Source organism: Pseudomonas resinovorans NBRC 106553, from assembly GCF_000412695.1.
GTDB classification, from domain to species: Bacteria; Pseudomonadota; Gammaproteobacteria; order Pseudomonadales; family Pseudomonadaceae; genus Metapseudomonas; species Metapseudomonas resinovorans_A.
The window spans coordinates 2113446-2133430 of the sequence record NC_021499.1; the positions used below are offsets into that span (position 1 = coordinate 2113446).

The following is a 19985-nucleotide window of genomic DNA, read 5'->3' on the forward strand; positions in this document are numbered from 1 at the left end:
AACAATGCCCGTTGCCGGGCGGATTGAACAGGGCACCGTTCGCATCGGATGCAATTTGTCCAACGCTCCGCTAGCATTAGCCCCTTCTGCTTTTCAGACGCGATGGATTTCAATGAGTTATCAGGTTCTTGCACGCAAATGGCGCCCGCGCTCGTTCCGCGAAATGGTCGGCCAGACCCATGTGCTGAAGGCCTTGATCAATGCCCTGGACAACCAGCGCCTGCACCACGCCTACCTGTTCACCGGTACCCGTGGCGTGGGCAAGACCACCATCGCGCGAATTCTCGCCAAGTGCCTGAACTGCGAGACCGGCATCAGTTCCACGCCCTGCGGCCAGTGCTCGGTCTGCCGGGAGATCGATGAGGGTCGCTTCGTCGACCTGATCGAAGTGGACGCCGCCAGCCGCACCAAGGTGGAAGACACCCGCGAACTGCTCGACAACGTGCAGTACGCCCCCAGCCGCGGTCGCTACAAGGTCTACCTGATCGACGAAGTGCACATGCTCTCCACGCACTCGTTCAACGCCTTGCTGAAGACCCTCGAAGAGCCGCCGCCCCACGTCAAGTTCCTGCTGGCCACCACCGACCCGCAGAAGCTGCCCGTCACCATCCTCTCCCGTTGCCTGCAGTTCTCCCTGAAGAACATGCCGCCGGAGCGGGTGGTGGAGCACCTGACCCACGTGCTCGGCGCCGAGAACGTGCCGTTCGAGTCCGATGCGCTGTGGCTGCTGGGTCGCGCCGCCGACGGTTCCATGCGCGATGCCATGAGCCTCACCGACCAGGCGATCGCCTTCGGTGAAGGCAAGGTACTGGCTGCCGACGTGCGCGCCATGCTCGGTACCCTCGATCACGGCCAGGTCTACGGCGTGCTCCATGCCCTGCTGCAGGGCGACGCCCGCGCGCTGCTGGAAGCCGTGCGCCAGCTGGCCGAACAGGGCCCCGACTGGATCGGCGTGCTCTCGGAAATGCTCAATGTGCTGCACCGCGTGGCCATCGCCCAGGTGCTGCCGGATGCCGTCGACAATGGCCAGGGTGACCGCGACCGCGTGATGGCGGTGGCCCAGGCGCTGCCTGCCGAAGACGTGCAGTTCTACTACCAGATGGGCTTGATCGGCCGCCGTGACCTGCCCCTGGCGCCGGACCCCCGTAGCGGCTTCGAGATGGTGCTGTTGCGCATGCTGGCGTTCCGTCCGGCGGATGCCGATGGCACGCCAAAGGTCCAGCTAAAGGACCCGGGGATCAGCCAGGCCACGGTTGATCCCCGGACCAGTCAAGTGGCCGGAGCCGCCCCGTCGGCCCCGGTTGCCGTTGCTCCGTCGCAACCGGCACCCGCACCTGTGATTGCCCCAGCGCCCGCCGTCAGCCAGCCTGTCACGGCTCCGGCTCCGGCTCCGGCTCCGGTGGTCGAAGCGACAGCGCCCGCACCTGTGGTCGTCGAGCCGAGCGAGGCCGCCGTCGAGCAAGCCGCGCCGGTTGCCGCCATCGCGCCCGTGGCCGAGGTGGTTGCCGCGACTGAGCCTGCTGTCGAAGCGGTTGCCGAGGTAGTCGTCGAGCCGGTTCCGCAAGCTGCGGTGGACGTGCCGGTCGTGGCCGTCGAAGCCCCGGCCGAGGCGATCGACCTGCCGTGGGAGGAGCCAGCCGCTCCGCTTGCCGCCGCCCCTGTCGCCGACCCGCAGCCCGAGCCCGTACCCGCCGCAGAGACCATTGCGGAGGTCGCGCTCGTACCTGTGGCGGCCGAGCCGGTCGCACAAGTTCAACCCGAAGTGGCCGTGGCCAGCGACGATGCCGACGACGAGCCGCCGCCCGGTGATTACGACGACTACTACGAAGCTGGTGCCGACAGCATCGCCTACTTGGATGATTTCGCCCCGGCGGAAGAAGCCAGCGCCGCGCCGGAAGTGCTGCCTGCCTCCCAGCCGGCCACGGGGCTCGCGGCCGAGTGGCTGGACCTGTTCCCGCGCCTGGGGTTGTCGGGCATGACCGGCAATATCGGCGCAAACTGCAGCCTGGTGGCGGTGGAGGGCGATGTCTGGCGCCTGCACCTGGACCCGGCGCAGAGCGCGCTGTACAACGCCACCCAGCAGCGCCGCCTGAACGATGCGCTGAACCAGTACCACGGCCGCCCCCTCAAGCTCGAAGTCGAGGTGCGCCGCCCCGAGCAGGAAACCCCGGCCCAGGCCGCCGCACGCAAGCGTGCCGCTCGTCAGCGCCAGGCGGAAGAAGCCATTGCCAGCGATCCGCTGGTGCTGAAAATGATCCAACAGTTCGGCGCCCAGGTGCGTGCCGATACCATTGAACCACTTGACCGCTGAGGACAATCACCATGATGAAAGGTGGCATGGCAGGCCTGATGAAACAGGCCCAACAGATGCAGGAAAAAATGCAGAAGATGCAGGAAGAGCTGGCCAACGCCGAAGTCACCGGCCAGTCCGGCGCCGGCCTGGTGAGCGTGGTGATGACCGGTCGCCACGACGTCAAGCGCGTCTCCCTGGATGACAGCCTGATGCAGGAAGACAAGGAAATCCTCGAAGACCTGATCGCCGCCGCGGTGAACGATGCCGTGCGCAAGATCGAGCAGAACAGCCAGGAGAAGATGTCCGGCATGACCGCAGGTATGCAGCTCCCCCCCGGCTTCAAAATGCCGTTCTAAGTGAGTGACGCCCAGCCGGCACGCATTGCTGTGTTGCAAGCGGCCCCGGGCATCCTCATTTACAGTCGTAAACTCCGGTGCCCGTGGCCGCTCGCGCCTTGCACTGCATACCGTCTGGTCGCCCCTGACGGTTTGTGGTGAGTGGCGCCGGAACTCTTTCCCGCCAATTCGAGACATCCATGAGTTTCAGCCCGCTGATCCGCCAACTGATCGACGCCCTGCGCATCCTGCCCGGTGTGGGCCAGAAAACGGCGCAGCGCATGGCGCTGCAGCTGCTGGAGCGTGACCGCAGTGGCGGCTTGCGCCTGGCCCAGGCGCTGACGGCGTCCATGGAGGGCGTCGGGCACTGCAAGCGCTGCCGGACCCTGAGCGAGGAAGAGCTCTGCCCGCAGTGCGCCGATCCGCGCCGCGACGATTCGTTGCTCTGCGTGGTGGAAGGCCCGCTGGATGTGTTCGCGGTGGAGCAGACCGGCTATCGCGGCCGCTTCTTCGTGCTCAAGGGGCACCTGTCGCCCCTGGACGGACTCGGGCCGGAGGCCATCGGCATTCCCGAGCTGCTGGCACGTATCGAGAGCGGCCAGTTCGCCGAGGTGATCCTGGCCACCAACCCCACCGTGGAAGGCGAGGCCACCGCTCATTACATCGCCCAGTTGCTGGCGCCTAAGGCCATCGTCGTCTCGCGCATCGCCCATGGCGTGCCCCTGGGCGGCGAGCTGGAACTGGTGGATGGCGGCACCCTGGCCCACGCCCTGGCGGGTCGCCGGCCCATCGGGCTCTGATTTCGCGTCCGCCCGAGGCCGATACGCCCGAATCGATGGCGTAACTCGCATCTTGATAACCAAGCAAGCGCTCGGTAAGTTCGTTCGATCTTACCGGGGAGCGTTGCCATGTCTGCCTACCAGGAATACTTCGACGAGTCCCATCAACTGGTGCGGGACTCGGTTCGACGCTTCGTCGAGCGGGAAATCCTTCCTCACATCGCTGATTGGGAAGAGGCGGAGGAGTTTCCCCGGGAGCTGTACCTCAAGGCCGGCGCCGCCGGTATCCTCGGTATCGGCTACCCGGAACGCTTTGGTGGCAGCCATGAGGGTGACCTGTTCGCCAAGGTGGCGGCCAGCGAGGAGCTGATGCGCAGCGGTTCGGGCGGCCTGGTGGCCGGCCTTGGCTCCCTGGATATCGGGCTGCCACCGGTGCTCAAGTGGGGGCGTGAGGAGCTGCGCAATCGCGTGGTGCCCGAGGTGCTGACCGGCGAGAAGATCATCGCCCTGGCCGTTACCGAGCCATCCGGCGGTTCGGATGTGGCCAACCTCAAGACCCGAGCGGTGCGCGACGGTGACTACTACCGCGTTTCCGGCAGCAAGACCTTCATCACCAGTGGTGTGCGGGCCGACTACTACACAGTGGCGGTGCGCACCGGCGGCGAAGGCTTCGGTGGCGTCAGCCTGCTGCTGGTGGAGAAGGGCACCCCCGGATTCAGCGTCGGACGCAAGCTGAAGAAGATGGGTTGGTGGGCATCGGATACCGCCGAGTTGTTCTTCGACGACTGCAAGGTGCCGGTAGAAAACCTGATCGGCATGGAGAACATGGGGTTCGCCTGCATCATGGCCAACTTCCAGAGCGAGCGCCTGGCGCTGTGCATCATGGCCAACATGACCGCGCAGCTCGCCTTGGAAGAGTCCCTGGCCTGGGTTCGCGAGCGCGAAGCCTTCGGCAAGCCCATCGGCCGTTTCCAGGTGCTGCGCCACCGCCTGGCGGAAATGGCCACCCAGCTGGAGGTGTCCCGCGAGTTCAGCTACCGCCAGGCGGCGAAGATGGCGGCCGGCAAGAGCGTGATCAAGGAAATCTCCATGGCGAAGAACTTCGCCACCGATATCGCCGACCGCCTCACGTACGATGCGGTGCAGATGCTCGGCGGCATGGGCTACATGCGCGAGAGCCTGGTGGAGCGGCTGTACCGTGACAACCGCATCCTTTCCATTGGTGGCGGTACGCGGGAAATCATGAACGAGATCATCGCCAAGCAGATGAACCTCTAGGCAGGGCAGACATGCAATGGGGGCTGGGATCGTAGGAGCGAGCTCTGCTCGCGATAGACCCGTAGCAAAGCTTCGCGAGCAAAGCTCGCTCCTACGGGTTCCGATGAAGGAATCTGAGAAAGAGCCGGAACCTCCGAAAGGGCGTTCCGGTTTTCTTCGATTCAGATATATTACGACCAACATGCAACTCGACCGATTGACCCAGGAGAACCCCGATGAGCGATATGTCCCGCGAAGAGAAACTGCAGGTCTGGCTGGCCGCCGAAGCCGAGATACGGGCGCGCCTCAAGCCCGGCACCATGGCCATTGCGGACGTGGCGGCGCTCAACCCGCTGGAGTTCTTCGATGGCATCGGCAGTGGCGAGTTTCCCGCGCCGCCGATTGGCGAGCTGATGGGGTTCGTGCCCATCGAATGGTCGAAGACCAGCTTCGTCTTCCAGGGCGTACCGCAGATGCAGCACTACAACCCCATCGGTTCGGTGCACGGCGGATACGCCGCGACCCTGCTGGACTCGTGCATGGGCTGCGCGATCCACGCCAATCTGGAGAAGGGCCAGGGCTACACCACCACCGACCTGCGCATCAGCTATATCCGTGCCCTGACCACCAAGACCGGCCCGGTGCGAGCCGAAGGGCGCATCATCCATGTCGGCCGCTCCACCGCCTTGGCCGAAGGACGCATCTATGACGTGGACGGCAAGCTCTACGCCACCGGCTCCACCACCTGCCTGATCCTGGGTGGGAAGTAGCGCGGGGCGGGAGAAGTCTGTAGGGGCGATTTCAATCGCCAAGCAGGCCGCAGGTTTGCCAGGCAGGGGTGAGGGCAGCTGCGCTGCCCATGGCGAATGAATTCGCCCCTACAAGAAACAATCCAGGATTCATTGGTGCAAAAAAGGGGGCACGCTTGTGGCGTGCCCCCATTGCCGTCAGTGAAAAGACAGCCAACCGTCGAAGAGTGGGCGCCAGCATCCCGGTAAGGATGAGTCGCCTGGAGGTCGAACCTCCGATGTAGCGCCCGGCGCCGGCCTTGTGGGCCAGCGTCGGGGTGGAAGCGTGCCGCGCCCGAGGGCGCGGCGGGCCGTCAGCCGATGGTCATCAGGCTGGCGTTACCGCCGGCGGCGGCGGTGTTGACGCTGATGGCGCGTTCGATCAGCAGGCGCTCCAGCGGGATCGCGGTCTCGCCCTTGGACAGGCCCTGGACGCCGATGATCGGACCCTTGCGAGCGGCGACCTGGCGGCAGACGCCACCCAGTTGGTCGGAGTCGCCATGGTGCAGGACGGCGTCGAAGGCGACGTCGGCCTGGGTCCAGTCAGCCACCAGCTGGATGCGCGCCTGCACGGCCTTGGGCAGGGCGCCGCGCAGCTTGCCGGTCAGCTCGCTGGTGGCCCAGAGGGCGCTGCTGCCAACGGCCAGGGTGGCGGCCAGCTGGGTCAGCAGGTCGGCTTCGTCGTCGGCCAGGCACAGCACGGTCTCGCGGGGCAGCAGCACATAGGTGTTGCGCTCGCCGGTCGGGCCGGGGAGTACGCGGCTCAGGCCGCTCTGGGACTGCTCGGCGAAGCTGTCGCAGAGGCTCGCCAGACCATCCTTGCCGTTTTTCGCGGCCCAGGCCTTGAAGGCTTCCAGGGGCTTGCCATGGCGTTCCTGCAGGGCGCTGCGTTGCAGGGTGTCGGCGACGGTCGCGCCATCCAGGCGCTGGAAGGTACGGCTGACGCCATCCGCCGGGCGCGTGGCCAGCAGGCGGTACATGTACAGCGGGCCGCCGGCCTTCGGGCCGGTGCCGGACAGGCCTTCGCCACCGAAGGGCTGCACGCCGACCACGGCGCCAACCATGTTGCGGTTGACGTAGAGGTTGCCGGCATGGGCCTTGTCCACCACCTTGGCGATGGTCTCGTCGATGCGGGTGTGCACACCCAGGGTCAGGCCGTAGCCGGTGCCGTTGATCTCGTCGAGCAGGGCGTCCATGTCTTCGCGCTTGAAGCGCAGCAGGTGCAGGACCGGGCCGAAGATCTCGCGCTCGAGGTCGGCGAGGCTGCTCAGTTCGATCAGGGTCGGCATCACGAAGGTGCCGCGCTGCATCACGTCACCCTCGGTGCGGGCGATCTGGAACACGCTGCGGCCTTTGCCGCGCATGGCCTGGATGTGCTTGTCGATGTTGCCCTTGGCTTCGGCGTCGATCACCGGGCCGATGTCCACATTGAGGTGCTCGGGGTTGCCGATGCGGCACTCGGCCATGGCGCCCTTGAGCATTTCCACCACGCGGTCGGCCACGTCTTCCTGCACGCACAGTACGCGCAGGGCGGAGCAACGCTGGCCGGCGCTGTCGAACGCGGAGGCGATCACGTCGGTCACCACCTGCTCGGCCAGGGCCGAGGAGTCGACGATCATGGCGTTCTGGCCGCCGGTTTCGGCGATCAGCGGGATCGGGCGACCTTGTGCGTCCAGGCGGCCGGCGACGTTGCGGGCGAGGATGCCGGCGACTTCGGTGGAGCCGGTGAACATCACGCCCTTGACACGCTCATCGGCAACCAGGGCGGCGCCCACGGTGTGGCCGAGGCCCGGCAGCAGTTGCACGACGCCTTCCGGAATGCCGGCCTGGAGCAGGATGCGCACTGCCTGGGCGGCGATCAGCGGGGTCTGTTCGGCCGGCTTGGCCAGCACGGTGTTGCCGGCGGCGAGGGCTGCGGCGACCTGGCCGCTGAAGATCGCCAGGGGGAAGTTCCACGGGCTGATGCACACCACCGGGCCCAGCGGGCGGTGGCTGTCGTTGGCGAAGTCGTGGCGGGCCTGGGCGGCGTAGTAGCGCAGGAAGTCCACGGCCTCGCGCACTTCGGCGATGGCGTTGGCGAAGGTCTTGCCGGCTTCACGGACGAGGATGCCCATCAGCGGCTGGATATCGGCTTCCATCAGGTCGGCGGCGCGATCCAGGGCGGCGGCGCGCTCCACCGGCGGGGTGGATTGCCAGATCGGCGCGGCGGTGATGGAGGCCAGCACGGCATTGCCGACGTCGGCGGTGGTGGCGTTCTGCACGTGGCCGACCACGTCGCGGTGGTCCGCCGGGTTCAACACGGGCTCGCTCGGGCCTTCGCTGGCCGGGCAGCCGAGCATCGGCTGGGCGCGCCAATCGGCGTGGCCGGAGCTGAGCAGGGCGCTGGACAGGGACGCCAGGCGGTGTTCGTTGGCCATGTCGATGCCGCTGGAGTTCGCGCGGGCGTCGCCATACAGGGCCTTGGGTTGCGGGATGCGCGGGTGCGGCAGGCCCAGGCTGCCTTCGACGCTGGCCATGGCTTCGGCGCTGGCAACCGGGTCTTCCACCAGCTCCTTGATGGAGATGCTGTGGTCGGCGATGCGGTTGACGAAGGAGGTGTTGGCGCCGTTTTCCAGCAGGCGGCGAACCAGGTAGGCCAGCAGGGTTTCATGGGTGCCGACCGGTGCGTAGATGCGGCACGGGCGGTTCAGCTTGCCATCGGCGACCTTGCCCACCACTTGCTCGTACAGGGGCTCGCCCATGCCGTGCAGGCACTGGAACTCGTACTGGCCCGGGTAGTAGTTCTGCCCGGCGATCTGGTAGATGGCCGAGAGGGTGTGGGCGTTGTGGGTGGCGAACTGCGGGTAGATCACTTCCGGCACGCCCAGCAGCTTGCGGGCGCAAGCGATGTAGGACACGTCGGTGTAGACCTTGCGGCTGTAGACCGGGAAGCCTTCCAGGCCGTCCACCTGGGCGCGCTTGATCTCGCTGTCCCAGTAGGCGCCCTTCACCAGGCGGATCATCAGGCGGTGCTGGCTGCGGCGGGCGAGGTCGATGACGTAGTCGATCACGTACGGGCAGCGCTTCTGGTAGGCCTGGATGACGAAGCCGATACCGTTCCAGCCTTTCAGGCCCGGCTCGAAGCACAGGCGCTCGAGCAGGTCGAGGGAGATTTCCAGGCGGTCGGCTTCTTCGGCGTCGATGTTCAGGCCGATGTCGTACTGCTTGGCCAGAAGGGTGAGGGACAGCAGGCGCGGGTACAGCTCGCCCATCATGCGCTCGTACTGCGCGCGGCTGTAGCGCGGGTGCAGGGCGGAGAGCTTGATGGAGATGCCCGGGCCTTCATAGATGCCGCGACCGTGGGAGGCCTTGCCGATGGCATGGATGGCCTGCTCGTAGGAGGCGTAGTAGCGCTGGGCGTCTTCCTCGGTCAGCGCGGCTTCGCCGAGCATGTCGTAGGAGTAGCGGAAGCCCTTGGCTTCGAAGTTGGTGGCGTTGGCCAGGGCCTCGGCGATGGTTTCGCCGGTGACGAACTGCTCGCCCATCAGGCGCATGGCCATGTCCACGCCCTTGCGGATCAGCGGCTCGCCGCTCTTGCCGATGATGCGGTTCAGCGAGCTGGAGAGGCCGGATTCGTTGTGGGTGGACACCAGCTTTCCGGTGATCAGCAGGCCCCAGGAGGCGGCGTTGACGAACATCGACGGGCTCTGGCCCAGGTGCTGCTGCCAGTTGCCGTTGCTGATCTTGTCGCGGATCAGGGCGTCACGGGTGCCCTTGTCCGGGATGCGCAGCAGGGCTTCGGCCAGGCACATCAGCGCCACGCCTTCCTGGGACGACAGGGAGAACTCCTGCAGCAGGCCCTGGACGATACCGGCGCGACCGCCGGCGCTCTTCTGGTTACGCAGCTTCTCGGCGATGCCATAGGCCAGCTTGTAGGCGGCGTCGGCCATGTCGGCGGGCAGGCGGGCCTGCTCCAGCAGCATGGGCACGGCTTCCTGCTCGGGGCGGCGGTAGGCGGCGGTGATGGCCGCGCGCAGCACGGACTGCGGCAGGATGCTCTCGGCGAATTCGAGGAACGGCTGGTGGGAGGACTCGGGCAGGGCTTCGAGGGCGTCGTGGTCACCTTCGGCCAGGCGCTGGGCGATGCCCTGGAGTTCCGGCAGGGTCATGCCGCTTTCCAGTGCCTCGAGGTAGCTGAAGATCGCTTGCTTGATCAGCCAGTGCGGGGTGCGCTCGATCTTGCGCGCAGCTTCCTTGAGACGATCGCGGGTCGCTTCGTCCAGTTTCACGCCAAGGGTGGTGCTCGTAGCCATTTCTTGTCCTCTTTTCAGCCGCGGTCGCACGGCATTAGCGGCGCAAAGATTAGCGTTGTCCTACAAGGGGTGCAACCGGGTGCAACCATTGCGGGAGAGTCTGGCGGCGATCTCCGGATGAAAGGTCGCCCACTAGGTCGAAAAAGGTTGCGCCTGAATGGTGTCAAAGCCAGCGCTGTCAGGCGTCAAGCTGGATAGGTGCGGCTACTGTGGAGGGGTGCAACCAGGGTGCAGCCGGTTTCGACCCTACCCCGGAAAGCATAGGCCGCCCCTGGCGAATGCCGAGGGCGGCGACGGATGGTGGTGGGGCTCAGGCCTGGGCGGCGCGGGCGGCTTCCACCTGGGCGAGGAGGGTGTTGCGGGCGCTGGCGAGGATACGGTCGGACAACTCTTCGCTGGCCACGCTGCGAGCGAGGGACAGGGCGCCCACCAGGGTGGAGAGCATGGCCAGGCTCTGCTCGGCGCTACCGGTTTCCTTCTCCAGCAGTACCAGCAGGTTGTTCAGCACGGTGTCGGTGATGGGGCTGGCGTTGCCGCGCTGGCCGAGTTCCGCCGACATGGTGGGCAGCGGGCAGCCTTGTTCCGGGTGGGCGCGGTGCTGGGGCGAGAGGTAGCGCTCGAAGAAGGTCTTCAGCGGCTGGTCCTTGGTGAAGGCCTTGACCCATTGCGCGTTGGCATCGTTCGCCGCCGCCTGGAGGGCTTCTTCCACCAGGGCATCCTTGGACTTGAAGTGCGCGTAGAAGCCGCCATGGGTCAGGCCCAGGGCCTTCATCAGCGGTTGCAGGCCGGTGGCATCGATGCCGTCGGCACGGAAGCGCCGAGACGCCTCGGAGACGATGCGTTTGTGGGTCTCGGCCTTGTGGTCTTCTGGGTAGCGCATGTCGATGGCCTCGTTCGCAAGATTGATATTGCGAGTGTAATTCCACATTCCCCGACATGCGAGCGGAATGGCCCAGCGGTAGGTGGGGCGCCCTCGCGGGAGGGCGCGGGGAAACTCAGGAGGCCAGGGCGAATTCGGCCAGGACGCCGAGGAGGATGAGGCGGAAGCCCCTGTAGGTGTCGTGCATGGCGGTGATCCTGGTGGGATGAGGCGGGTGGGTTGATGAGCCTGTAGGTGGGCGATTTCAATCGCCAAGCAGTCCGCAGGACTGCCTGACGGCATCCTCGGGGGCGACTGCTTCGCCCTTGGCGAATGAATTCGCCCCTACAACAACAGCGGCACGAATCCGGGCGTCGCGCGCGCGGAGCGGGCCAGGCGAGGAGGGCGGAGAAAGCGGAATGTACTGCAGTACATGAGCATTTCGACGTTCTCCTCAACAACGCCCGGGCCCGCGAGCGGCGTCCGGATCAGTGTTTGAACATGACGTGGCGAATGGCGGTGTAGTCCTCCAGCCCATACATGGACATGTCCTTGCCGTAGCCGGAGTGCTTGACGCCGCCGTGGGGCATTTCGCTGACCAGCATGAAATGAGTGTTGACCCAGGTGCAGCCGTACTGCAGGCGTGCGGACAGGCGGTGGGCGCGGCCGACATCCGAGGTCCAGACCGAGGAGGCCAGGCCGTAGTCGGAGTCGTTGGCCCAGTCCAGCACCTGCTCCTCAGTGTCGAAGGCGGTGACCGAGACCACCGGGCCGAAGACTTCGCGACGGACGATTTCGTCGTCCTGGCGGGCGCCGGCGAGCACCGTGGGCTGGAAGAAGAAGCCCGGGCCGTCGACGCGCTTGCCGCCGGTGACCACCTGGATGTGCGGCACGGCGCTGGCGCGCTGGACGAAGCCTTCGACGCGCTCCAGGTGCTGCTCGGTGATCAGCGGGCCGAGCTCGGTGGCCGGGTCGTCCTGCAGGCCGGTCTGGATGCTGCCGACGGCCTCGCCCAGCTTGGCGACGAACTTCTCGTAGATGCCTTGCTGCGCGTAGATGCGGCAGGCGGCGGTGCAGTCCTGGCCTGCGTTGTAGAAGCCGAAGGTGCGGATGCCTTCCACGGCGGCGTCGATGTCGGCGTCGTCGAAGATGATCACCGGGGCCTTGCCGCCCAGTTCCATGTGCATGCGTTTCACGCTGTCGGCGGTGCCGGCGATGATGCGCGAACCGGTGGCCACCGAGCCGGTGAGGGAGACCATGCGTACCTTCGGGTGGGTCACCAGGGGTTCGCCGACGCTGGGGCCGCGGCCGAACACCAGGTTCACCACGCCGGCGGGGAACAGCTCGTTGATGAATTCGGCGAGCTTCAGCGCGGTCAGCGGGGTCTGCTCGGAGGGCTTGAGCACCACGGTGTTGCCGGCGGCCAGCGCCGGGGCGAGCTTCCAGGCGGCCATCATCAGCGGGTAGTTCCACGGCGCGATGGAGGCGACCACGCCCACCGGGTCGCGGCGGATCATCGAGGTGTGGCCGGGCAGGTATTCGCCGGCGGCGGAGCCGGACAGGCAGCGGCTGGCGCCGGCGAAGAAGCGGAACACGTCGGCCACCGCCGGCAGTTCGTCGTTCAGCGCCGCGGTGTAGGGCTTGCCGCAGTTCAGGGATTCCAGGCGGGCGAGTTCCTCGGCCTGGGCGTCGATCTTGTCGGCGAGCTTGAGCAGCAGGCCGGCGCGGTCCTTCGGCGGGGTCTGCGACCAGGCCGGGAAGGCGGCATCGGCGGCGCGCACGGCGGCGTCGACCTGGGCCGGGCTGGCCTCGGCGATTTCCACCAGGGCGCTGCCCAGCGACGGGTTGAGCACGGCGAGGCCGGGGCCTTCACCGGCGACGAGCTGGCCGTTGATCAGGAGTTTGGTTTGCATGGTTCGGTTCTCGTAGTGGTTCCCTCTCCCTGAAGGGAGAGGGGAGAAGTTCGAGGGAGCGAAGGCTGGATTACTGCGCCGGCACGCCGGCTACATCAGCGGCCTTCGGAGCGGGCTTGGAGAACTTCCAGGCGTCGCCGGCCGGGGCGGTGCCCTTGTCGTAGGGCTTGGCCAGCAGCATGTAGAGGAAGCCCGCGCCCATCACCACGACCGTGGTCAGGATCATCGAGTAGTTGATGTACCAGGCGGCGTCCGGGCTGCGCGGCCAGACCATGTTGACGATGGCGCCCAGGCCGTAGATCAGCGCGGCGACGTTCACCAGCAGGCCCCAGCCGCCCAGGCTGAACTGGCCGCTCGGGCGCCAGCCCTTGGCGCGGGCGATCAGCGCGGCGATGACGATCAGCTGGAAGGCGACGTAGATACCGATGGCGGCGAAGCCGACGATGGTGGCCACGGCGTCGGCCATGAACAGGCCGAGGCAGACGATGGCCGCCGGTACGACACCGCTCACCACCAGGGCGAAGGACGGTACCTGGGCGGCGGACAGGCGCTTGAGCAGGTTGCTGCCGACGATCATCTCGTCACGGGCATAGGCGAACAGCAGGCGGCTGGCGGCGGCTTGCAGGCTGAGCACGCAGGAGATGAAGGACACCATCACAACGGCCATCACCAGGCGCGAGCCCACCGGGCCGAAGGCGTTGTTGAGGATGGTGGAAACCGGGTCGGTGTCTTCGCCGTTGATGACCTTCTGGATGTCCGGTACCGCGAGGATCAGCGCCAGGCAGGCGAACATGGCGGCGGCGCCACCGATGTAGATGGTCATGCGCATGGCCTTGGGGATGCGCTTGCCGGGGTTGGGGGTTTCCTCGGCCACGTCACCGCAGGCTTCGAAGCCGTAGTACTGGAACAGGCCCGCCAGGGAGGCGGCGAGGAAGGCCGGCAGGTAGGAGCCGTTGATCTCGATGTCGAAGGTGTTGAACAGCACGCTGAAGGGCTGGTGACGCTCGAAGATCAGCAGGTAGCCGCCCACCAGGATGGCGCCGATCAGCTCGCAGAGGAAACCGAACATGGCCACGCGGGCAAGCAGCTTGGTGCCCACCAGGTTGAGCGCGGTGGACAGCAGGATCAGGCCGAGGGCGATATAGATGCCGGTGTTGGGGCCGGCCTCGAAACCGAGCATGGCGGCCATGTAGGGGCCAGCACCCACCGCCACGCCGGCGATGGTGGCGCACAGCGCCCAGGCGTAGACCCAACCCACCATCCAGGCCCAGCGCTTGCCCACCAGGCGACGGGCCCAGGGATAGACGCCGCCGGAGATGGGGAACTGCGAAACCACTTCACCGAACACCAGGCACACCAGCAGCTGGCCGAGGCCGATCAGCAGGTAGGACCAGAACATCGGCGGGCCGCCCGCCGCGAGGCAGAGGGCGAACAGGGTGTAGACGCCCACTACCGGTGACAGGTAGGTGAAGCCCAGGGAGAAGTTCTCCCACAGGCTCATGCTGCGGTTGAAGTTGGAGCTGTAGCCGAGCGCGCGAAGCTGTTCGGCGTCTTGATCGATCGAAGCGGTTGCACGCGCCGCAGAAGACCCACTCATATTGTTTTCCTCATTTGAATGGCAGTCGTTTGCTTGGCCGGCGGACGGTCGTCCGCCGGTGCCCATCGAGGGGCATTTGTTGTTTTGGGTGAAGCGTGATGCGGTCTTACCCGGCCTTGGCCACCTCTTCGTCGCGGCCGTCGTCGAACTGCGAGAGCCACTCGACGGCGGCGTCGCGGTAACGGGTGAAGCCCTTGTAGTCCACCAGGTCCTGGTTCAGGGACTTGAGCACGCGGTGCATGCGCTTGGCCCAGGCCGGGTTGGTGGCGATGTCTTCCAGGTTCAGCAGGTAGGTGCGGATCGGGAACACGATGGCGTTGCTGCGCGGCAGGCGGTGCAGCGGTTGCAGCTCGATGCGCAGGTAGACCAGCTTGCCGGCGTTCTCGGCGGTGACCGTGGTGCGGTCCGGCGCCCAGTCCGGCAGGCTTTCGGCGGAGACGTCCAGGCGCGGGTTGACCGTCAGCGACCAGTTCAGGCGACGCACCGGGTGGCCGCAGCGCAGGCGCAGGAGGAACTTCAGCGCGCGGTCGAGCATGCCGGTTTCCTTCACCAGCGGTACCGGGCCGTGGAACTCGTGCCAGGCCATGCCGAGGTTGAAGCGCAGCGAGTAGTCGGCGCGCTGGGTGGCGATGCCAGCGCCCCAGTAGAGGGTGCCGTCGCGTTCTTCCTGCAGCACCCAGTCGCCCTGGGCCTGGCGGGTGATGTACTCCATCGGCTCATAGGGCAGTGTGGCCGGGTCGCCGAAGGTGAAGCGGTCGTCGATGCCCAGCAGCTTGTTGGTCCAGTGCCAGCGGCTGCCGTCCTTCTCCAGGCTGAAGTACTCGGGGTAGTCGTTGGCGTAGGATTCCATGATCAGCTCCAGCAGGTCCCACTGGGCTTCCATCATGTGCGGCGCCGAAACGTAGTGCATGCCCGGGTCCTTCTCCAGGGTGATGGCACGGTCGCGGCATTCGCTGATGTAGTGCTCGTCGATGTCGAACACGGCCTTCAGCGCGGCATCACCCACCGACACGTGGGGCTCCAGGTTCATCGAGTACATGTACTCGTCGTCCGGGAAGGGGAAGGGCGCGCGGGCGATGCACTCGGGGCTGTTCGCGTAGGTGTAGTCGTCGCGGTAGGTTTCGTCGGGTCGGAACTGGATGGTCATGGGGGTTCTCCGTTCAGCAGTCGATGACCAGCCGCGAGCACTTGGCGCGCGATACGCAGGGCATGATTTTCTTGTTTGCGGCCTTGTCCTCGTCGGACAGCCAGTCGTCGGTGTGGAGGATCTCGCCGTCCAGTTCCAGGACGTCGGTCTCGCACATGCCGCAGGCGCCGCCACGACACAGGTAGGGGATTTCGTGGCCGGCGGCCTCGGCCGCTTCCAGCAGGCTCTGGTCGGGGGAGACCTCGATCGTCGCGCCGCTGCGGGCGAGGGTTACGCTGAAGGCTTCGCCGGCGCTGCCCTGCTCCAGGAAGCGCTCGTAGTGGATGTGGCTGTCGGTCCAGCCCTGGGCGCGGGCGCTGTCGATGGCGCCCTGGATCATGGATTCCGGGCCGCAGACATACAGGTGGCTGCCCAGCGGACGGTCGGCGACCACCGCGGCTATGTCCAGGCGCTGGTCGATGTCGTTGCGGTACAGGCGCACCGCATCGCCGTACTCGCGCTGCAGCTCTTCGCCCAGACGCGCGTGCTCGGCGCCGCGCACGGCCAGGTGTACCTCGAAGGGGGTGCCGCGCAGGCGCAGCTCGGCCAGTTGCGAGCAGACCGGGGTGATGCCCACGCCGCCGGCGATGAACAGGTGCAGGCGGGCGTGCTTGCTCAGCGGGAAGAGGTTCACCGGGCGGAGGATTTCCAGCACGTCGCCTTCATTCACCGCCTGGTGCATCTGCCGCGAACCGCCACGGCCATCCTCGACCCGGCGCACGGCGATCTGGTAGGCGCTGGAGTCGTAGGGCGAGCTCATCAGCGAGTAGGCGTTGCGGTAGGTGCCGCTCGCGTGGGGGATCAGCACCACCACGTTGCTGCCGCCGGAGAAGGGCGGCAGGTGCGCGCCGTCGGTGGACACCAGGGTGAAGCGCTTGATTTCCGGGGTGACGGCTTCGATGCGGGCGACCCGCACGTTCAGGGTTCCGTTGCTCAGGCTCATGTGTCGAGCTCCTCGGCGACCGGCAGTTCGCCGGGGACTTCGGCGTCGGCCTTCACGGCCTGGAAGGCGGCGAGGCGGCGGGAGTAGTGGTCACGCACCACCAGCATCGAGCTGCAGCCGGGGCACTGGAACACGCGCTGGGTGACGTTCTCGGTGTAGCTGTCGCAGTGCACGCACCAGACGCGGCGGACGAAGGAACCCGCGTGCTCGCGCAGCACTTCGTCGCTGTTCATGTCGTAGCGGGTGGCGACCTGCATGGCGGTGCCGATGAAGCTTTCCGAGCCGGAGAGGTAGAGGCGGGTGCCCATGCGGGCGTCGCCCAGGACCCGATTGAGGTCGTCCACCAGCGCCTGGTTGCTGGGATAGATGCGCAGGTCGGCGATGTCCCGCTGCTGCAACTGGGCGAGGAAGTCCTGGCCGGAGAAGGATTCGCGGGAGTAGAGCAGGGTGATGTTCAGGCCTTCCCCTGCCATGTCGTCCAGCAGGCGCAGCATGGCGAGTCCGCCGCTGCCCTGGCCCGCGATCAGGTGGTGGGTGCCACCTGGAAGTGGATGCAGCTGGTCGTAGACCGGCCGACTCTTGATGCCTGTGATCAGCATTGTTGTTTTGCCTCCAGAACCGCCGGTGCCTATGGGGCCGGCTTTTTATGCGTTGACCCACTCACGTGGATGGGTTGCAGGTTGCTAGAGCACATGCTGTGCCAACTATGTAAGTTACTGAAAAATAAAGGATTTAATTTTTTGTGTAAGACGATATGTAGGCAAAAATGAACTGCGTTGTAGGCATTCTTGCAGCGTTGTTGCGGAGGTCGGGGAGGGGGGATTCTGGAAGGGGGGCGCAGCGCCGGGCACGTCCCTGTGCCTTGGGATCAGTCGCGTTGCAGCTTGCGGATCAGGGTACCGATGTCGATGCCCAGGTATTGCGCCGCCTTGCGCTTGCTGCCCCGGCTCTGCACCGCCTGGAGGATGAGCTGGCGCTCGAAGCGTTGCACATGGGCCTTGAGGTTGCTGCCCGTATCGTCGCCGCTTGCGGCCAGGGTCTCGGGCTCCTGCTCCAGTTCCGGCTCTGGCTTGCGTTGCGGCGTGGCGGGACGGGAGAACATCGGCGGGATCAGGCCCAGCAGCTCCGGCGGCAGGTGCTGTTCGCCGGCTTCGTCGTCGGCCAGGACGGCCAGGCGCTCGAAGATGTTCACCAGCTCGCGGATGTTGCCCGGGTAGTCGTAGTTCAACAGGCGCTGGCGGCAGCCGCCGGAGAGCCGCAGGGTCGGCTGGCGGTCGCGGTTGATGCGTATCAGCAGGATATCCATCAGCACCGGCAGGTCTTCCAGGTGCTGGCGCAGCGGCGGTATCTCCACCGGCAGGACCGCCAGGCGGTAGTAGAGGTCGGCGCGGAATTCGCCGGTCTCCACCAGTCGCCGCAGGTCCTTGTTGGTGGCGGCGATCACCTGCACCTGGACGGTCTTGGAGAGCGGCGAGCCCACCGACTGGATGCTGCCGTCCTCGAGGAACTTCAGCAGCTTGGCCTGCACGTGCAGGGGGATTTCACCGATTTCGTCGAGGAACAGGGTGCCGCCCGAGGCGCTTTCGATGTAGCCACGCTTGCCGCCCTGGAGCGCGCCGGTGAACGCGCCGCGTTCGTAGCCGAACATCTCGGACTCGAACAGGCTCTCCGGAATGCTGCCGCAGTTCACGTGAATGAAGGGCCGATCGCCCCAGCCGGCGGCACGGTGGATGTGACGGGCGATGGCGGTCTTGCCCACGCCGGGCTCGCCCAGCAGGAGCAGCCGTGCCCGCCGGCGGAAGGCGCGCACGCCGGTGTCGGCGATGCTGGAGAGCAAGGGGGAAAGGTGCAGTGCGTTGTCCTGGGGGTCGCCCAGGCCGTTGTTCTCCGCTGGCACGAAGGCCTCCCGGGAGGTGCGGCGCTGGCTCTCGCGGCCTTCGAAGTCACGCTGGATCAGCAGGCTGTAGGGCTTCTCGTAGGCGCCGGTGGGCACGGCCTGGGTGCTGGTGAGGAACATCCGGCCATCGCGGGAACGGGTCAACGCGCTGTTGGCGCCACGGCTGACGGCCTGCTGGAAGTCCTCGAAGGCCAGGGCCGAGCGCTGGAAGAATTCCGTGTTGGGCAAGCCCACGACGTCCTGGCGGGACAGGCGATTGATGCGCTCGGCGGCGAGGTTGAGAAAACGCACCCGCGCGTCGCCGTCGCAGAGGACGATGGCTTCGCTGAAGCTGTCGAGCAGGGCGTGCAGCGCAGGGGTTTCCAGCAGCGCCGAGAGCACTTCGCTGCTGACGTTGATCGACGAGCGCATGCCCATTTTCAAGGACGGCAGGAGGGGTTTCTCGATCATGGATGCAGCTCGCCGCTGTGCCGCTGGTTGCGCTCGGTGGCCCGCAGCACCGCGACCTTCCAGGCCACGCCTTCCTGCATGAGGATCCGCGAGCAGTGCACGTTGAACTGCTGGGTGCGGCCGCTGAGGTCGGGCAGCTCCAGGCTGTGCCAGGTGCGTTCGGGCAGCGAGGTATCGAGCAGGGTCTGGGCGATGCTGGTGCCCTGGGTGATGCCGAAGAGGTTCTCGAAGGCCGCGTTGCGCCACTGCGGCTGGAGTTCTTCGTCGATCACCACCACCGCGTCGGGCACCGCGTCGAACACCCGGCGCAGGGCATCGATGCGCTGCTCGGCGTCGTGCTGCATGCGCAGTTCCTGGCTGACGTCGCGGATGCTGCCCCACATCCGCAGCAGGCGGCCATTCTGGATGGTGGCGCGCACGTCGTTCTCCACATAGGCGGGGGAGCCGTCGTGGCGGCGGTCCACGGAAAGCGCGCCGTCGACGCAGAATCCGGTTTCCACCAGGCGCCGCACGAACTCTTCGTTGGCCGGGCTGCGCGGCCAGTAGAGCCGGACTGGCTGCTGGTTGAAGTCGACGTCGGCGGGCATCTCGTAGACTTCGGCCATGGCGCGGTTGCACATGCGCCAGTGGGAGCGGTTCTCGAACACCTGGCGCACCACCTCGTCGGGTGTCTGGGTGACGTCCACCGGTTCGGCCCACTCGATGCACCAGTAGGCGACCTTGGCGCTGTAGAGCATGTGGCTCATGACTTCGTTGGCGTTCTGCTGCTCGCTGATGCGGCGGCTCAGGGAGCCCAGCGGCATCATGATCAGGTGCAGGCGCGGCGAGGGCGTTGCGCGCCACTCGAGGATGCCGCTGGCGATGACCGGCATCAGGCCGCCGCTGTGGCGGATGAGGGTCAGTTCCAGCTCTTGCACCCGCTCGTCGGCGGGTGGACTGGCGAACAGCTGCTGCAGGGTACGGACCGACTCGGCGGTGTAGATTTGCTCGATGCCCAGGCCCGGCAACTCGTCCGGCGCGAAGCCGAGCTGGTCGCTCAGGCTGGGGGAGATGTTCAGCAGTTGGCCGTTGACCGAGAGCGTGGTGGAAAGCAGCAGGCCGCGTTCGGCCAGCAGGTGCAATGAGTCCATGTCGATTCCAGAAGTGCTGTGCGAGATTCGGAATTCAACCCGCACATTGCGTGCCAGACGCCAGGGGCAGGAGACTTGGGGCCTGCAGCCGGGCGCGAAGTGCGGATGCTGCATTTTTACAGCACCTCTGTGCAGGGCCACAGCGCCTCCGGTCGGGCGATGGGCGACAGGGGGCAGTAGTCGGGCGGCTTCTGTGCGCCGGGGGCGAAATGGTCGAAGCTCGGTATCACCGGCGGTGATGTGCGTGCCAATGGACGCTTGAGTGA

14 protein-coding genes are annotated in these 19985 nt (G+C 66.5%); 5 read left to right on the forward strand and 9 right to left on the reverse strand.

Annotated elements, in window-relative coordinates; translation table 11 throughout:
* Nucleotides 1–112 precede the first annotated feature (112 nt).
* From dnaX to PCA10_RS09660, 5 genes are all read left to right on the forward strand, one after another.
* Complete coding sequence (dnaX, locus tag PCA10_RS09640) at nucleotides 113–2311, forward strand: DNA polymerase III subunit gamma/tau (RefSeq protein WP_041770187.1); 2199 nt, start codon at nucleotides 113–115, stop codon at nucleotides 2309–2311.
* 11 nt (nucleotides 2312–2322) lie between these two features.
* The gene (locus PCA10_RS09645) at nucleotides 2323–2649 is read left to right on the forward strand and encodes a YbaB/EbfC family nucleoid-associated protein (RefSeq protein ID WP_016491885.1); all 327 of its coding nucleotides are present in this window, start codon (nucleotides 2323–2325) and stop codon (nucleotides 2647–2649) included.
* A gap of 179 nt (nucleotides 2650–2828) precedes the next feature.
* A complete protein-coding gene (recR, locus tag PCA10_RS09650; RefSeq protein WP_016491886.1) occupies nucleotides 2829–3428 on the forward strand; it encodes a recombination mediator RecR in 600 nt (199 codons plus the stop codon).
* Nucleotides 3429–3536: 108 nt separating this feature from the next.
* Nucleotides 3537–4685, forward strand: coding sequence for an acyl-CoA dehydrogenase family protein (locus PCA10_RS09655; RefSeq protein WP_016491887.1), 1149 nt, complete (start codon nucleotides 3537–3539; stop codon nucleotides 4683–4685).
* Nucleotides 4686–4900: 215 nt separating this feature from the next.
* Complete coding sequence (locus PCA10_RS09660) at nucleotides 4901–5434, forward strand: PaaI family thioesterase (protein WP_016491888.1); 534 nt, start codon at nucleotides 4901–4903, stop codon at nucleotides 5432–5434.
* 332 nt (nucleotides 5435–5766) lie between these two features.
* Here PCA10_RS09660 and putA read toward each other — a convergent pair whose 3' ends face one another.
* The 9 genes from putA to PCA10_RS09705 all read right to left on the reverse strand — a co-directional run bounded on the left by putA (nucleotide 5767) and on the right by PCA10_RS09705 (nucleotide 19719).
* A complete protein-coding gene (gene putA / locus PCA10_RS09665) occupies nucleotides 5767–9744 on the reverse strand; it encodes a trifunctional transcriptional regulator/proline dehydrogenase/L-glutamate gamma-semialdehyde dehydrogenase (protein ID WP_016491889.1) in 3978 nt (1325 codons plus the stop codon).
* Nucleotides 9745–10054: 310 nt separating this feature from the next.
* The gene (locus PCA10_RS09670; protein WP_041770188.1) at nucleotides 10055–10624 is read right to left on the reverse strand and encodes a TetR/AcrR family transcriptional regulator; all 570 of its coding nucleotides are present in this window, start codon (nucleotides 10622–10624) and stop codon (nucleotides 10055–10057) included.
* Nucleotides 10625–11091: 467 nt separating this feature from the next.
* Nucleotides 11092–12516: a gamma-aminobutyraldehyde dehydrogenase gene (locus tag PCA10_RS09675; RefSeq protein WP_016491891.1), complete on the reverse strand. Its 1425-nt coding sequence runs from the start codon at nucleotides 12514–12516 to the stop codon at nucleotides 11092–11094.
* A 70-nt stretch (nucleotides 12517–12586) separates the two neighbouring features.
* The gene (locus tag PCA10_RS09680; protein ID WP_016491892.1) at nucleotides 12587–14113 is read right to left on the reverse strand and encodes an APC family permease; all 1527 of its coding nucleotides are present in this window, start codon (nucleotides 14111–14113) and stop codon (nucleotides 12587–12589) included.
* A gap of 106 nt (nucleotides 14114–14219) precedes the next feature.
* A complete protein-coding gene (locus tag PCA10_RS09685) occupies nucleotides 14220–15260 on the reverse strand; it encodes a heme-dependent oxidative N-demethylase family protein (protein WP_016491893.1) in 1041 nt (346 codons plus the stop codon).
* Nucleotides 15261–15273: 13 nt separating this feature from the next.
* The gene (locus PCA10_RS09690; protein ID WP_016491894.1) at nucleotides 15274–16242 is read right to left on the reverse strand and encodes a PDR/VanB family oxidoreductase; all 969 of its coding nucleotides are present in this window, start codon (nucleotides 16240–16242) and stop codon (nucleotides 15274–15276) included.
* The gene (locus PCA10_RS09695; protein ID WP_016491895.1) at nucleotides 16239–16841 is read right to left on the reverse strand and encodes a dimethylamine monooxygenase subunit DmmA family protein; all 603 of its coding nucleotides are present in this window, start codon (nucleotides 16839–16841) and stop codon (nucleotides 16239–16241) included. The genes PCA10_RS09690 and PCA10_RS09695 overlap by 4 nt, the downstream gene beginning before the upstream one ends.
* 269 nt (nucleotides 16842–17110) lie before the next feature.
* Nucleotides 17111–18589: a sigma-54 interaction domain-containing protein gene (locus PCA10_RS09700; RefSeq protein ID WP_016491896.1), complete on the reverse strand. Its 1479-nt coding sequence runs from the start codon at nucleotides 18587–18589 to the stop codon at nucleotides 17111–17113.
* Entirely contained in the window at nucleotides 18586–19719 is a 1134-nt protein-coding gene (locus PCA10_RS09705) for a PAS domain-containing protein (RefSeq protein ID WP_016491897.1), read from the reverse strand. The genes PCA10_RS09700 and PCA10_RS09705 overlap by 4 nt, the downstream gene beginning before the upstream one ends.
* Between the last annotated feature and the right edge of the window lie 266 nt (nucleotides 19720–19985).

Bases quoted from the DNA above. Each gene is read 5' to 3' on its own strand.
- dnaX (WP_041770187.1), top strand. From the start codon at position 113: ATGAGTTATCAGGTTCTTGCACGCAAATGGCGCCCGCGCTCGTTCCGC.
- PCA10_RS09645 (WP_016491885.1), top strand. From the start codon at position 2,323: ATGATGAAAGGTGGCATGGCAGGCCTGATGAAACAGGCCCAACAGATG.
- recR (WP_016491886.1), top strand. From the start codon at position 2,829: ATGAGTTTCAGCCCGCTGATCCGCCAACTGATCGACGCCCTGCGCATC.
- PCA10_RS09655 (WP_016491887.1), top strand. From the start codon at position 3,537: ATGTCTGCCTACCAGGAATACTTCGACGAGTCCCATCAACTGGTGCGG.
- PCA10_RS09660 (WP_016491888.1), top strand. From the start codon at position 4,901: ATGAGCGATATGTCCCGCGAAGAGAAACTGCAGGTCTGGCTGGCCGCC.
- putA (WP_016491889.1), bottom strand. From the start codon at position 9,744: ATGGCTACGAGCACCACCCTTGGCGTGAAACTGGACGAAGCGACCCGC.
- PCA10_RS09670 (WP_041770188.1), bottom strand. From the start codon at position 10,624: ATGCGCTACCCAGAAGACCACAAGGCCGAGACCCACAAACGCATCGTC.
- PCA10_RS09675 (WP_016491891.1), bottom strand. From the start codon at position 12,516: ATGCAAACCAAACTCCTGATCAACGGCCAGCTCGTCGCCGGTGAAGGC.
- PCA10_RS09680 (WP_016491892.1), bottom strand. From the start codon at position 14,113: ATGAGTGGGTCTTCTGCGGCGCGTGCAACCGCTTCGATCGATCAAGAC.
- PCA10_RS09685 (WP_016491893.1), bottom strand. From the start codon at position 15,260: ATGACCATCCAGTTCCGACCCGACGAAACCTACCGCGACGACTACACC.
- PCA10_RS09690 (WP_016491894.1), bottom strand. From the start codon at position 16,242: ATGAGCCTGAGCAACGGAACCCTGAACGTGCGGGTCGCCCGCATCGAA.
- PCA10_RS09695 (WP_016491895.1), bottom strand. From the start codon at position 16,841: ATGCTGATCACAGGCATCAAGAGTCGGCCGGTCTACGACCAGCTGCAT.
- PCA10_RS09700 (WP_016491896.1), bottom strand. From the start codon at position 18,589: ATGATCGAGAAACCCCTCCTGCCGTCCTTGAAAATGGGCATGCGCTCG.
- PCA10_RS09705 (WP_016491897.1), bottom strand. From the start codon at position 19,719: ATGGACTCATTGCACCTGCTGGCCGAACGCGGCCTGCTGCTTTCCACC.